13 protein-coding genes and 1 pseudogene are annotated in these 11,676 nt (G+C 62.5%); 6 read left to right on the forward strand and 8 right to left on the reverse strand.

Annotated features, from left to right (window positions below):
* The 3 genes and pseudogenes from MCHT01_RS26565 to MCHT01_RS27960 all read right to left on the reverse strand — a co-directional run.
* A pseudogene (locus MCHT01_RS26565) lies at nucleotides 1-452 on the reverse strand (serine protease); the annotation flags it as partial.
* Nucleotides 439-1,221: a GGDEF domain-containing protein gene (locus tag MCHT01_RS25210; protein WP_067070515.1), complete on the reverse strand. Its 783-nt coding sequence runs from the start codon at nucleotides 1,219-1,221 to the stop codon at nucleotides 439-441. The pseudogene MCHT01_RS26565 and the gene MCHT01_RS25210, both read right to left, overlap by 14 nt.
* Entirely contained in the window at nucleotides 1,211-1,507 is a 297-nt protein-coding gene (locus MCHT01_RS27960; RefSeq protein WP_169806215.1) for a CrpP-related protein, read from the reverse strand. The genes MCHT01_RS25210 and MCHT01_RS27960 overlap by 11 nt, the downstream gene beginning before the upstream one ends.
* Nucleotides 1,508-2,057: 550 nt before the next feature.
* Here MCHT01_RS27960 and MCHT01_RS25215 point away from each other — a divergent pair.
* Nucleotides 2,058-2,309: a hypothetical protein gene (locus MCHT01_RS25215; RefSeq protein ID WP_067070518.1), complete on the forward strand. Its 252-nt coding sequence runs from the start codon at nucleotides 2,058-2,060 to the stop codon at nucleotides 2,307-2,309.
* A gap of 51 nt (nucleotides 2,310-2,360) precedes the next feature.
* On the opposite strand, the gene MCHT01_RS25220 is transcribed toward MCHT01_RS25215, so the two are convergent.
* Nucleotides 2,361-3,077, reverse strand: a complete 717-nt coding sequence (locus tag MCHT01_RS25220) for a Crp/Fnr family transcriptional regulator (RefSeq protein WP_218017949.1) — start codon at nucleotides 3,075-3,077, stop codon at nucleotides 2,361-2,363.
* 355 nt (nucleotides 3,078-3,432) lie between these two features.
* Here MCHT01_RS25220 and MCHT01_RS25225 point away from each other — a divergent pair, with 355 nt between their 5' ends.
* The 5 genes from MCHT01_RS25225 (at nucleotide 3,433) to MCHT01_RS25920 (ending at nucleotide 5,939) form a co-directional block, all read left to right on the forward strand.
* Nucleotides 3,433-4,104, forward strand: coding sequence for a PRC-barrel domain-containing protein (locus MCHT01_RS25225; protein ID WP_067070521.1), 672 nt, complete (start codon nucleotides 3,433-3,435; stop codon nucleotides 4,102-4,104).
* Between the two features lie 66 nt (nucleotides 4,105-4,170).
* Complete coding sequence (locus tag MCHT01_RS25230) at nucleotides 4,171-4,392, forward strand: hypothetical protein (RefSeq protein ID WP_067070524.1); 222 nt, start codon at nucleotides 4,171-4,173, stop codon at nucleotides 4,390-4,392.
* A 12-nt stretch (nucleotides 4,393-4,404) separates the two neighbouring features.
* Complete coding sequence (locus MCHT01_RS25235; RefSeq protein WP_067070526.1) at nucleotides 4,405-5,088, forward strand: universal stress protein; 684 nt, start codon at nucleotides 4,405-4,407, stop codon at nucleotides 5,086-5,088.
* A complete protein-coding gene (locus MCHT01_RS26570; RefSeq protein ID WP_148661733.1) occupies nucleotides 5,081-5,362 on the forward strand; it encodes a hypothetical protein in 282 nt (93 codons plus the stop codon). Before MCHT01_RS25235 ends, MCHT01_RS26570 begins: the two co-directional genes overlap by 8 nt.
* 316 nt (nucleotides 5,363-5,678) lie before the next feature.
* Nucleotides 5,679-5,939 carry a DUF1488 family protein gene (locus MCHT01_RS25920; RefSeq protein WP_084453345.1) on the forward strand — a complete coding sequence of 87 codons (261 nt, stop codon included), beginning with the start codon at nucleotides 5,679-5,681 and terminating at the stop codon, nucleotides 5,937-5,939.
* A 47-nt stretch (nucleotides 5,940-5,986) separates the two neighbouring features.
* Here MCHT01_RS25920 and MCHT01_RS25240 read toward each other — a convergent pair whose 3' ends face one another.
* The 4 genes from MCHT01_RS25240 to MCHT01_RS25250 form a co-directional block, all read right to left on the reverse strand.
* Nucleotides 5,987-9,730, reverse strand: coding sequence for a chemotaxis protein CheB (locus MCHT01_RS25240; protein ID WP_067070529.1), 3,744 nt, complete (start codon nucleotides 9,728-9,730; stop codon nucleotides 5,987-5,989).
* A 706-nt stretch (nucleotides 9,731-10,436) separates the two neighbouring features.
* Nucleotides 10,437-10,628 carry a hypothetical protein gene (locus MCHT01_RS26575; RefSeq protein WP_148661734.1) on the reverse strand — a complete coding sequence of 64 codons (192 nt, stop codon included), beginning with the start codon at nucleotides 10,626-10,628 and terminating at the stop codon, nucleotides 10,437-10,439.
* Nucleotides 10,629-10,786: 158 nt separating this feature from the next.
* Nucleotides 10,787-11,020 (reverse strand): hypothetical protein, encoded by a 234-nt coding sequence (locus MCHT01_RS25245; protein ID WP_067070532.1) that lies wholly within the window; start codon nucleotides 11,018-11,020, stop codon nucleotides 10,787-10,789.
* Nucleotides 11,017-11,394, reverse strand: a complete 378-nt coding sequence (locus MCHT01_RS25250; protein ID WP_067070534.1) for a Tse2 family ADP-ribosyltransferase toxin — start codon at nucleotides 11,392-11,394, stop codon at nucleotides 11,017-11,019. Before MCHT01_RS25250 ends, MCHT01_RS25245 begins: the two co-directional genes overlap by 4 nt.
* Nucleotides 11,395-11,676: the final 282 nt, after the last annotated feature.

The following is an 11,676-nucleotide window of genomic DNA, read 5'->3' on the forward strand; positions in this document are numbered from 1 at the left end:
AGTTCGTCGTGAAAGCCCATCGGAAAGCCAACGATCAGCACGGGCGTGCCCAAACCGACCTCCGGCGGCAGCTCGGAAGGACCTTCCGCTGGAAACACATGCCAAAGCGCTGCTTGCGGCATCTGTTCGGCATGCAGCTTCAGCGTGGCCACGTCGACCTCGCCCGCCGCATCCCGGCCTTGGCGCCATGCCGCAGTGCCCTGCACGTACAGGGGCAGGACCGCGCTGGTAGTGGCTGCGAGATTGCTGGCGTCGGTGTGGAGGTCGATCTGCACCCGGTCGGGATAATGACCCGTGAGCGGATCGATGAAGACATGTCGGCACGTCACGAGAAAGACGCTTTCGGCTTCCCCTCCTCGCAAGAGAAAACCAGTGGCGCGCGTCAAGGGACGGCGATCTTGAGAAGTGCTCAGCCGAACCACCGCGAGCAGCAGCGGATCAATGGGTTTCATCGGGTGCCACCCGGGCCGGAGGTAGGAGCGGGCACCCGCTGAGGGCAACGCCCCAGGCGCGGTCAGCCAGCTTGGCCAGATACATCGCCTCATCGGCCTTCCTGACCAAATCCTCCGCTTGATCGCCGTCTTCAGGGAAGCCACTTGCGCCGATGCTCACGCGTTGCGTTAGAACGGCGTCGGCCAGCTCCCACGGCTCGGCGATGGCTGCCGTGATCTTGTTGATCAGACCCAGTACACCGTCGCCCGCCACGTTCGCGGCGACGATGACGAACTCGTCGCCGCCGATGCGGCACACGGTATCGCTCGCCCGAAGTGTCGACTTCAAGACGCTGGCGACATGCTGCAGAACCTGGTCACCCGCCTTGTGGCCCAACCGGTCGTTGGTCATCTTGAAGTCGTCGAGGTCAAGAAACAGCACCGCCAAGGGAAGTGCATGGCGCTTGGCGAGGGCGATCTCATGGGTGAGGCGGTCCCACAGGACGATGCGGTTGGGTAGCTGGGTTAATGGGTCCGTTTCTGCCGCCCTTATCGCCTCCTGGAGGGCCGCATGCGCTGAGTCGGCCTCTCGCGCCGCGCGCAGGTTCTGGTCGTGCAACTCGGCGTACAGCCGCTCGTTCTCGACCACCATCCAGTGCAGCGCACCCAAGCGCTCTTCGCTGCGCGCATGGGCAATCCGAGACAGCACCTCGGAGAGTCGACGCTCCGCGACCTCAATGTCCAGGTTGATCTGAGCGAGCCTGTCGGAGCTTTCGGGATCAGCGCTCATCTTTGCTGTTCCGTTTGGGCGGCAACGCCTCCGCACGTTCGTCGTTCCTGGATTGAGCGTCGTGTCCCTCCTGCCATGCGTCCTTGCGGCTTTGCCACACATCCGGACATTCACCGGTCGACGACGGGCGGTTGGACTGCTCGTCCATCGGATTCACATGGCCCTCTTCCCCACGCACTGCCGCCTTAGCTCCTTGGCGCCGGAGTTCGGCGCGCTCAGCGGGGGGCAGCCCGTCCTTGCGGCCCGGCCGGTTCGAGACGCTGCCAGTTGTCGACCTGCGCTTCATCTTCGCTTCACTTCTTTCAGGACCTCAACCAAGGAGAGGGCAAACGTCGATCCAAGCCCAGGCATCGAAAACAAATGCGCCACGCGCACGCCGTCCGTGCTTGAATGCGTGGCCCTTCAAGCGAGTTGAGTCGCGTCCACAAGATGTTGAGGCCGCCCAGATGACGAGCGGTCGTCCGGTGTCGCTCCCCACCCCAACGAGCCCTGTTCATCGAGCTCCCGACCGTTCCACACAACGAAACGCTGGACCGCATTCGCGATGTGCTGGACCCGCAGCGTTACTCCGACGAGTGACGCCTGAATGTGGTGGGTCGCGATCATTTGCCAGTCAGTGAGGCCGCTCTGCGCGACCGGACGTACTAACGAAACGAGCTCCGAGCCGTCGGCTACGTGCACGGCCGACGATTCCTCAATATCGCGATGAACGCGAGGTTCGACTGAGGGCTCACAAGGACGGGGCAGGCGTCGAGAGAGTGCGATCTTGCGGCGCTCCCATCGGAGTTCAGTGAGTCCGAACCGTCCGCGCAAGGGACTTCTATCAGGAGAAAGAGATGGGACTCATCAACACTGTCGATTTCCGGCACGAGTGCAGGACTTCCGCGTCGCCCCAAGGACTGGCAAAGGCATGCGTCGACTTCAGCGTGAGTGGGAAGCTGCTCGTATGGATCGCCACGATCAACCGCCTGGATCAAGTCTTCGAACTGGAAGGCACCACCCACCGTGCGGACGATGAGTCGGATCGAGAGGCTGTGACGCGCTCGGTTTCGAACGCCATCGATGCGGCCATCGCGGCTCGTTACTAGTCCCGCTGGTGATCGGGAGGATGAGCAACGAGGCGAGGATAGCGCTTGCAGCTACCCGAGCGTCTGTTTGAGCAGGCGCTCGTACTCGCTCTTGACCACTGCGTAGCACTCGCACGTGCGCCGCTCCAGGCCGGGACGATTCAGCACCTTGATATGGCCGCGGCGGTAGCTGATCAACCCCGCATCCTGTAGATCGCCGGCCGCTTGCGTGACGCCCTCTCGCCGAACCCCGAGCATGTTGGCGATGAGATCTTGCGTCATGACGAGGTCGGACCCGTCGAGCCGATCCAGGCTGAGCAGGAGCCAGCGGCAAAGCTGCTGATCCAAGGAGTGATGCCGATTGCACACCGCTGTCTGAGACATCTGCGTCAGCAGGGCTTGCGTGTAACGCAGCAGCAGATGCATCACAGGGCCCGCCCGGTTGAACTCCACGAGCATCAGATCGGATCGCAGGCGCAGAAGCTCCCCGGCACTTTGCACGACGCCCCGACTGGGCGTGGTTTGTCCGCCCATGAAGAGCGACACCCCCACCACGCCTTCGAAGCCGACCACCGAGATCTCGGCCGAACCGCCGTCCTCAAGGACATAGAGCAGGGACACGATGCAGGTCGTTGGGAAGTAGACGTGCGACAGGTGCGCTCCGGATTCGTAGATCACCTGACCCAAAGGAGCACGCACCGTTTCCAGATCAGGCAGCCATCGCGACAGCTCCTCGTCCGGCAGCGCGGCAAGGAGCAGGTTCTGACGCGCGAGTTCCATGGACACCATGTGAGTCGCCTTTGGGTGTTGACCAGCGATCTGAGCGGCCCCGGTCAAAGCCGATCGATGAGGAAAGGAGGTGGCAACCGGCATCGGACCGCTGCGTGCGATGGCGCACCGACGACGAGTGGGAATCGGCGCAGCCTGTGCTCGTCACGGGCATAAATGCTTCCCACCCTCCAAGGGTGAAATTGTGCGCGCCCGCTGCCTTAAAACTTATGAAGGACTCGATATGACGAAGCGTCAACACGGCAACAAGGAACTGAATAAGTCCAGGCAGGAAAGGCCTCCCGAGGCCGATCGTCCCCCGTCGCCGACGATACCGGTTGCTCCCGCGGCGCGCCCGCGGGTGGGGAGGCGATAGATGGTGGATGTCGCCGCGCGTCTGAGCAGCCTGAGTCTCCTGAGGCGATGCGCGGTCACGGGCAGCGACGGAAACATCGGGGCCGTGCAACAGGCTCTCATCGACCCTTTCGATTGGCGCATCAGCTTCCTTGTCGTGGAAACCGGGGCTTGGCTATTTGGCCGCTGGGTGCTGATCCTGCCGTCATTGCTGCTCCAGCCCATCCAACGCAGAAGCATGCACATGGATGTCAATCAGCGCACGGTCAGGACCAGTCCCACCTTGCATCCGCTGCAGGGCGTCTCCGCGCAGCAGACCCGCGCCACGTTGCTCCACTACGGGCAACCGGCCCCGAGCTCGAGAAACCTGCCGCTGGTGTCCGATGAGGAACTGTGTCGATGTGAGTTGGTCTCGGAGAGCAGAGGCATGGGCAGCGTTGTCGATCTCATCTACGACGATGTCGCATGGAGGCTCCGTTACCTCCTCGTCGATACGTCCGGATGGTGGCAAGGTGGGCCACGTGTGCTGATCAGCCCCCATTGGCTCACGGAGGTGGATCTCGCAGCCAAGAAGATCCGCCTGACCGTCCAGCGCGAGGCGGTGCGGGCCAGCCCGCGATTTCAAGATATCGGCACGATCGATCGCGATTACGAGACGGCGCTGCACCGTGGATATGGGCAGAGACCCTACTAGATGGGTCCCGCACATGCCGGTTGATCGCTCGTTGTTGGTTGGCAGTCTTCGCATGAGGAGCAGAACATGAACCCCTTCTTGATTTTCTCAGCGGCGCCTTTAGCAGTGCTGGGCGCGGTACTCGTGGCCACAGGCTGGTTCGGCTGGGGAGTCGCGTTCTGGGTACTCGCGATGGTATTGAGTCAAGTGTCATTCGTGGCCGATGTCTGGGCAGAGTACCGGCAGCAAGGCCCGAACGACGTGTCCCTCTATGCCGCGCTCGTCACCTGCCTGCGGCGAAGCGCGTGACCAGGGACCGCCATGACACACGTGCATCAGGACCCAGGCTTCGCCTCCCAGATCACCTTCGGCGAGCGAGCGGAAGACACGTTCACGGGCGAGGGCGGGCGACCGCGCTCCCACGCCAATGAAGCGGATCGACCGGGAAGGCTCGCCGTGACCGATGACTCAGCGCTCGCGCTGACCATGAAGGAATTCGCCATGCATGAATCAATCCTCGTCCCCATCGACGGAAGCCAGGCGGCTGACGCGGGGCTCGCGTTCGCGCTGGACCTGGCCACGGCATTGAAATCTCGCCTGGTTCTCCTGCATGTGGTGGATGTGGAGCCGCTCTTCCTGCAGTCCGCGGGCGACTTCAAGGAACATCGCGACAGTCTTCGCGAGTATGGCAACGAACTGCTCGCGAAAGCCGCCGTGGCCGCGCAGGATCGTGGGCTCGCCGTGTCGTATGCCTTGCACGAGACCGTTGAGTCGAACGCTGCTTCGATCATCGTGGCGGAGGCGATCAGCCGCGGTTGCTGCCTGATCGTGCTCGGGACCCATGGCCGTCGCCAGCTCAGCAAGCTGCTGCTCGGGCGAGATGCCGAGCTGGTGCTGCGAGACAGCGCAGTTCCCGTGCTGTTTGTCCGCGCAAAGCGTTCCCTGGATGCCGCGCCTCAGCTGCACGGATCGTCGTCGCGCCCGATGAGAGACGCCCATGCTTGATCTTGAGACAGCACCCTTGTCCCGGATGCCGCTGGCACTTGAGTCCGCGACCAAGGAACATGCTCGCCTTTCGCAAGAGGAACGTCGCGCCTGGTTGGCGTTCGTCTGGATTCGTGAGGACGATCTGGCGTTCGCGCCGAACTGGAGGAAATGGTTGCGCGCAAACGAGCGACTGTGCGCCGGCGCCGCACGCATGTGGGAGCTTCGCATCGAGCTGCTCATGGGCGGCAGGACTGGCGCTTCCGACTCGCCCTGCGATGTCACATCACGGTAGCCGTCGCCAGCAGGGACCTGTACTCGCCTTCGCGCTCGGGCGGACGAGAAATCGAACAGCAGAGCGCAAAGCACATATGGACCCACATAGGCCCGCGGCGTCGACCTCCCGATACGAGCTCGTGTTCTCGGCCTTGCATCGCGGACCGGATTTCAGTTTTCCGTGCAGCGCTCAAGGTGAGGTGGACATGAATGCCCTGAGCGACGCTGCCCGTCACAACTATCTCCTGGCCCGAGCCCTGGTGGGCAGCGAGTTCTCGGTGCCGCGGATCTTCAGCGTTGATGCTCCACCCGCTTGATCCGAACTCGACGCCCTCATGAAGCCAGCCGCGTTCTTCGACCATTCTTCCGGCACCGTTCGCTTCTGGGTGAACATAGGTGAGCACTTCGTGGGTGCTTCAGTGCGAAGGGAGACTCTGCATTACCGCTACAGCCCACTCAGCACCACGGACGATCCGCTCGACACCTATCAAAGGCATGCAGAAGAACTTGCGCAGGCGGTGCGCAGCAGGATTGCAGGCGGCTCACGTGAGCCCGTCATGCTGCGAGATCAGGATCTGATTCCAGCCGTGGGCTGACTCTAGGCGGGGGGCGGTGTAGCGTGCATGTCGGCTCTGGCATGCGATCAGGTCCGCGCCCTCAGAAGTCTCGTGATCTGATCTGGATCGACCGGCTTGGTGAGATAGTGGGTCACACCCGCTTCCCGGCCGCGATCGACGTCTTCCAACTGGCCGTATCCGCTGACCGCGATCACCAGAGTGTCCGCATGACCCTGCATCGCGCGAAGTTCGCGGCAGACCTCGTAGCCGTTGATTCCGGGCAGGGCAATGTCGAGCACAACAGCGTCCGGCTGAAAGTCCTTCACCTGCTCCAATGCGGATGGCCCGTCGTCGGCGACCCGAACGTCGTGCCCCTCCAACATCAGCAATGCGGCCGTGCTGTCACGCGCGTCGACGTTGTCGTCGACGACGAGCACGCGTTGCCGAATCTTCGCCGGGAACTCTGTCGACGACCATGTGGGCAAGTCCAGCACCTGCGCCTCGCCCGTGGCGTACGGCAATCTGACGACGAAGCGGCTTCCCTGCGCCAAGCCCGAGCTGAACGCATTGACTTGGCCACCGTGCAACTCGACGAGCCGGCGCACCACTGCCAGTCCGATCCCCAGACCACCCATGTTCTGACCCACCGAGCGGTCCGCCTGGACAAACACAGTGAAGAGTTCCGCCTGGAATGCCTCGGTCATGCCGATGCCGTTATCCGTGATGGTGAGCACGGCATCCTGGTCTCCGCGCTGCAAGGAGACGTGGATGAGGCCTCCGGCCGGGGTGTACTTGATCGCATTGCCTATCAGGTTCGCAACGACTTGCTCCAGACGCACCGCATCCCCCTCGACGAGGATCGGCGTCGAAGGCAGGCTCAACGTGACCTCGTGACGCCGGGCCTCGATGGGCAAGCGCAGGGCCTCATGCGCCTGCTGAACGATCTGCCCCAGGTCCACACGCTCCATGTGCAAGGACACCATCCCACGACTGATTCGCGAGACGTCCAGGAGGTCGTCCACCATCCGGACCTGATTGCGCAATTGCCGTTCGATGGTCGCCACCGCCTTGTGCTTCGTCGCATCATCGGCACCCTCATGTCGCCACAGATGCATCGCGTTGGTCATCGCTGCCATCGGGTTGCGCAGCTCGTGCGCAAGCATCGCCAGGAACTCATCCTTTTGCCGGTCCGCCTGGGTCAGCCGGTCGAACGCACGATGCTTGGTCGTGACGTCGTCGATCGACATGAGGATGAGCGTGCGGTCTGGCCAGGCGACGCGAGCCGCGTTGACCTTGACCGTGCGCGCCCCGATGTGGGGGAACACCGCGCTGACCTCGTAGTCGCGCACCTTCGTGTGTCGAGGAACCAAGGTCTCCAGCAAGTCTCGCAGGGCAGGGATGTCCCATTGCCCGTTGCCCAGCTCATACAGCTTTCCGTCAATCGTCTCTCGCGGGCTGGTCTCATAGCACGCGTAGAAGGCCTGGTTGGCGCGCGTGACGCGCAGATCGGGCGTCAGCACCAGCAGCGGCTGGGGCATGGTCTCGATGATCGCGTTGGCAAAGTCGCGGCTTTGCGATACCTCGTCGTGCAGGACCTTGAGCTCCCGGTTGCGGACACGCAGCTCGTCGTTGGTCGTGGCGAGCTCTTCGTTCAGGGACTGAAGCTCTTCCTTAGCAGTCTCCAGTTCCTCGTTGGTGCCCTGCAGCTCCATGTTGCTCGACTGTGTCTCTTCCTCCATCGCCCTGAGCTCTTCCATGGCGCGATCATGCTCCTCGAGCGTCATGCGAGTCTGCTCGCGCGTTGCGTGCAACTCGTCGGTTAGGCGCCGAATTTCACTGCGATCCGCGTCGTTGCGTCGAGCGGAGCCGCTCCCTAGACGCGCAATCACTGCGGCCCTAACTGTTTGAGCAATTCCCCGCTGAAGGTCAGGGCCGAGCTGCGGCGCGACCTCCGGAGAGAGAAGAAAGAAAACCAAGAACCAGCGCGGCTCCTGCCCGCTGGGATAGAGCGGAACGACCTCGATCTCAACGTCACGCAGTTGGCCAGGACCCGTTTCCACCCGCAGTCCAGTCCGCCGCACCGGCACGGATTCGGCTCGAGCAGCACGCAAGGCCTCGTTGACCGCGCCAAAGACGCCGGGGCGCGCCAGACGTCGGAGCTGCAGCGTTGGAACCCCTGGGGGAAGTGTCAAGAACGCGCTGGTGTCGCCACGGAATTCCAGCACGTTGAGGTCATCGTCACACAGTACGCACGGAGGCGTGAACCGTGCGATCGAGACGCGGTCGATCTCGCGCCGAAGTCCATCGCGATCCGGGGTGGAAGAACTCTCTGCCTGGCGCGGGCTGGGCGGCTCCTTGGTCGACGGCTGCTCGGGCCTGGTGATCGCAGCGAGGACGCGATGCGGCACCGAACGCTTCAGGAACAGCTTGGAACGCTTTCCGTCCAGCGCGATGAAGAGTTCGGAATAGACACCAACGCTCTCCGAGAGGCCGAGCATCAACAGGCCATCGCTCTGAAGCGCGAAGTGGAAGGCCGTCATGACGCGCTTTTGAAGTATGGGATCGAGATAGATCAGCAGATTGCGACAGCTGATCAGGTCGATACGCGAGAACGGAGGGTCGTATGCGACGTTTTGCCGCGCGAAGGTGCAACAGTCGCGCAGCCGTTTCGAGACTCGATAGTGATCGCCATCCTGAATGAAAAAGCGAGCCAATCGCTCGGGGCTCACGTTGCGGGCGATGTTCTCGACGTAGCGGCCGCTACGTGCCACAGCCAGCGACTCTTCGCTGATATCGGTGCCAAAGATCTGAACCTCTCGATCAGGCGAGTGTTCGGCTAGATACTCCAACACACAGATCGCGATCGTGTAGACCTCTTCGCCGGTGGCGCAACCAGGTACCCAGATGCGCAGGGGGCGTGCGGACTCCACGTGCTGCAACAACCTTGGCAAGGCGGTGTCTGCCAGCGCCGCGAAGGCGTCGGGGTCGCGGAAGAACTCCGTGTAGCGGATCAGCAGATCACGGCACAACGTATGCGCCTCGCCCGGGTCGGACTCCAGCAGCGGCAGGTAGGCTTTTAAGTCGTCCAGTCCGTGCAAGGCCAAGCGTCGCGCCAAGCGCCGCTCAATCGTGCCTCGCTTGTAGTGGGTGAAATCGATGTGGCATACGGTGCTCAAGCGACGTATGACCCGGTCCAAATGAGCGCCGTCGCGCGAGCCTGCGGATTCGTCAGTGATGAGCGCCTGGGCATCGAGGAAGGGGTTGCGCGCCAGGCGCGCCAGTACCGTGGCAATTTGCGCCGGAGGCAGTGTGAGGTCGACACCGCCCAATTCCACCGCAGCGCGGGGCATGCTAGTGAACCGAGCTGAGTCGTCATCCTGCGCAAAGCCGATGCCACCGCAGCCTTTGATCTTCTGCATGCCGATTGCGCCATCGGTGCCGCTGCCCGATAGGATGACGCCAATGGCTTTGCTACCCAGGTCCTTGGCCAAGGATTCGAGCATGTCATCGATCGGCATGGGCGGTCCGAGGCTCTTGCCACGAGGCTGGAGCACGAGACGACGCTCCGCCACCGACATGGTCGTGTCAGGCGGGATGACGTAGACATGGTTCTCTTCGACCGGTTGCCCATCCGTTGCCTCGGACACGGGGAGCGGCGTGCGCTTGGCAAGAATTTCCGTAAGCAGGCTGGGATAAGCGCGGTCGAGGTGCTGCACCACGAGCACCGCCATCCCCGCGTCCTGGGGCAAATGGGCGAGCAATTCGCTCAGCGCATCCAAGCCGCCAGCAGACGCGCCAATGCCCACGATGGGGAAGACCTGCTGGGTCACATCGGCGCTTTCGTAAGGGGAAGGCCCTGACCCATGACAGTCGGGGGGAGGCGTGGCTGTGAGTCGCGAAATAGGACCGCGACCAATTGATCGGCCGGATGTGATGCTACGCCAATTGCGAGCGGATGTCGGTCACGCGGCGGCACCGCTTGCCGATCTTCGAGTCTCAGCTTCAGGCCAAGCGACCTGTAGCGAGACCGTCTTCCACTTTGCTTGAACGCAGTCGCTATGGTGTGCCGAAGATGTCCGCTTTCAGCCTGAAGCGGTACTCGCCCTGCAAGAGCTAGAGAGTCCTTGGTGACGAACGGCCTTGGGCGACTCCTGTAACGACGCGATGTGGGTGGCGGTTACCACCAGTAGCGCTGAACCGCTCCAGCGGAGGCACTCAATGCCGGAAGCGTTGGTCAAGGGAGGCCGGCACGACCAGGATCGTTGCGGCCTGCCGGCGAGTACTGGGTACGCCCACTCAGAACAGGCGGTGGCCGGTATCACGGCCAACGATCGAGCAGTTGCGGCGTGCGAAATGATCTGATTGAAGCTCGGGAGCAGGTGGCGCAACGCCGTGCCATGATGCCGGCGCAACCGGACTTGAATGAGAACCCTAGACGTCGGCTCGATGTTGGCCAGCAGGTCTTGCCTCATCGCATGAACCCACGCCGCATCTTCGTCAGCAGACGAGGTGTGTATCCCGACTGGCATGGCGCTATCAGCGCAACGTCATTTCTGCGAATGCATCCAACGCCGCGAACTTGGCGTGCTCCGCTGAGGGGTACTCGCCGGGAAGCACTCTTCGAAGCGGTGGGCCCACATCGGCCGGGGGAACAAGAACGAGCACAGGTGCGAACAGCCCTGACTTCAGCGGCTCAGCATCGATATCGGCCGTCCAGTCTTCGTCCATCGCCGGGCCTCCGCTTCATACCGAAATGCGCCTCGGGAATCTCCGTTGAGGGCGCATCGCCATCATCACACGACATCCGGAAGCCAGCTGACGAGCTTCGAGATTCGGGGGATTTTCCGGGCGCCAGGGCGCGAACTATCGCGATCGACGCCGGCTACTTACAGCGGTGTTCGATCGAAGTTCGCTACGCCAGGACCAAAAGCGGCGATCGCCTGTTCCTTGACTGACTTTAGGGTCAGGCGGAGCTCGATCAGATCGTTGCCATAGTCGGCAACCTCATCCTCATCCTTGGAAGTCTGGCAAATGCTCGCCCACTTGGCGTCGAGCTCTGTGAGCGCTTCCAGAATGCAGTGCGCCTCCCAGCGCGTCAGGTCCAACGTCAGCGATTTCATGCTTGTTTGCCTTGCTTGAAGAACACACGGAACGCCTTCATCCCAAGCTCCTCCAGCAACCCCTTGTACTTATCGAGCGGCATGTTAACCGTCGGTGCAATCGAGTAGTGGCCGGGGCGATCGTGAACGAGCTTCAGCCCTTGAGGCATCGGCGTGGCGGCGTTGAACTGCCAGACCCAGCCGCTCATGTCTCGCTCGGCCAGTCCTTGCTCGTTGAACACGCTGACGCCGGCGTTGTTCGCGATGACCACAACGATGTCGTTCACCTTCGTCAGATCGACATCGCGTGGTCTGATGTTGCTGAGCCTTGGGCTGCCTGCGTTGCCGAGGCGGAAGACATCTTCGGGACAGATGTAGAACGAGTTGGGGAACATGAACCTCTCCTGATGAGAGGGCAGTGGACCGCCCGGCTGCGGCCCGGCCTAGTGACGTAAGCCACGTCAGCTGTGCCGGCGCCGAAGTCGTAAGGCTGTGTACGAAGCGACGCAGAAGCGCTGAACGAGACAGAGAATGCGAGCAGCAGCATTCGCGGTTCCGCAGACCTTAGCGCCCGAGAGTTGCGGTTCCTAGGGGCAATGACGGCGGCCGTTGAGGTGGATGTTGCTTGCGCTAAGGCCGTGTTTGACCCGGGTCATTTCCATGGAAACTGACCCCGT

Origin of the sequence: Mitsuaria chitosanitabida ATCC BAA-476 = NBRC 102408 (assembly GCF_001598255.1) — a bacterium.
Taxonomy (GTDB): Bacteria; Pseudomonadota; Gammaproteobacteria; order Burkholderiales; family Burkholderiaceae_C; genus Roseateles; species Roseateles chitosanitabidus.

What these genes read in the sequence shown, in the direction of transcription:
- MCHT01_RS25235 (WP_067070526.1), top strand. Translation starts at nt 4,405, where the DNA reads ATGACACACGTGCATCAGGACCCAGGCTTCGCCTCCCAGATCACCTTC.
- MCHT01_RS25230 (WP_067070524.1), top strand. Translation starts at nt 4,171, where the DNA reads ATGAACCCCTTCTTGATTTTCTCAGCGGCGCCTTTAGCAGTGCTGGGC.
- MCHT01_RS26570 (WP_148661733.1), top strand. Translation starts at nt 5,081, where the DNA reads ATGCTTGATCTTGAGACAGCACCCTTGTCCCGGATGCCGCTGGCACTT.
- MCHT01_RS25220 (WP_218017949.1), bottom strand. Translation starts at nt 3,077, where the DNA reads ATGGTGTCCATGGAACTCGCGCGTCAGAACCTGCTCCTTGCCGCGCTG.
- MCHT01_RS25920 (WP_084453345.1), top strand. Translation starts at nt 5,679, where the DNA reads ATGAAGCCAGCCGCGTTCTTCGACCATTCTTCCGGCACCGTTCGCTTC.
- MCHT01_RS25250 (WP_067070534.1), bottom strand. Translation starts at nt 11,394, where the DNA reads ATGTTCCCCAACTCGTTCTACATCTGTCCCGAAGATGTCTTCCGCCTC.
- MCHT01_RS25210 (WP_067070515.1), bottom strand. Translation starts at nt 1,221, where the DNA reads ATGAGCGCTGATCCCGAAAGCTCCGACAGGCTCGCTCAGATCAACCTG.
- MCHT01_RS25245 (WP_067070532.1), bottom strand. Translation starts at nt 11,020, where the DNA reads ATGAAATCGCTGACGTTGGACCTGACGCGCTGGGAGGCGCACTGCATT.
- MCHT01_RS25215 (WP_067070518.1), top strand. Translation starts at nt 2,058, where the DNA reads ATGGGACTCATCAACACTGTCGATTTCCGGCACGAGTGCAGGACTTCC.
- MCHT01_RS25225 (WP_067070521.1), top strand. Translation starts at nt 3,433, where the DNA reads ATGGTGGATGTCGCCGCGCGTCTGAGCAGCCTGAGTCTCCTGAGGCGA.
- MCHT01_RS26575 (WP_148661734.1), bottom strand. Translation starts at nt 10,628, where the DNA reads ATGGACGAAGACTGGACGGCCGATATCGATGCTGAGCCGCTGAAGTCA.
- MCHT01_RS27960 (WP_169806215.1), bottom strand. Translation starts at nt 1,507, where the DNA reads ATGAAGCGCAGGTCGACAACTGGCAGCGTCTCGAACCGGCCGGGCCGC.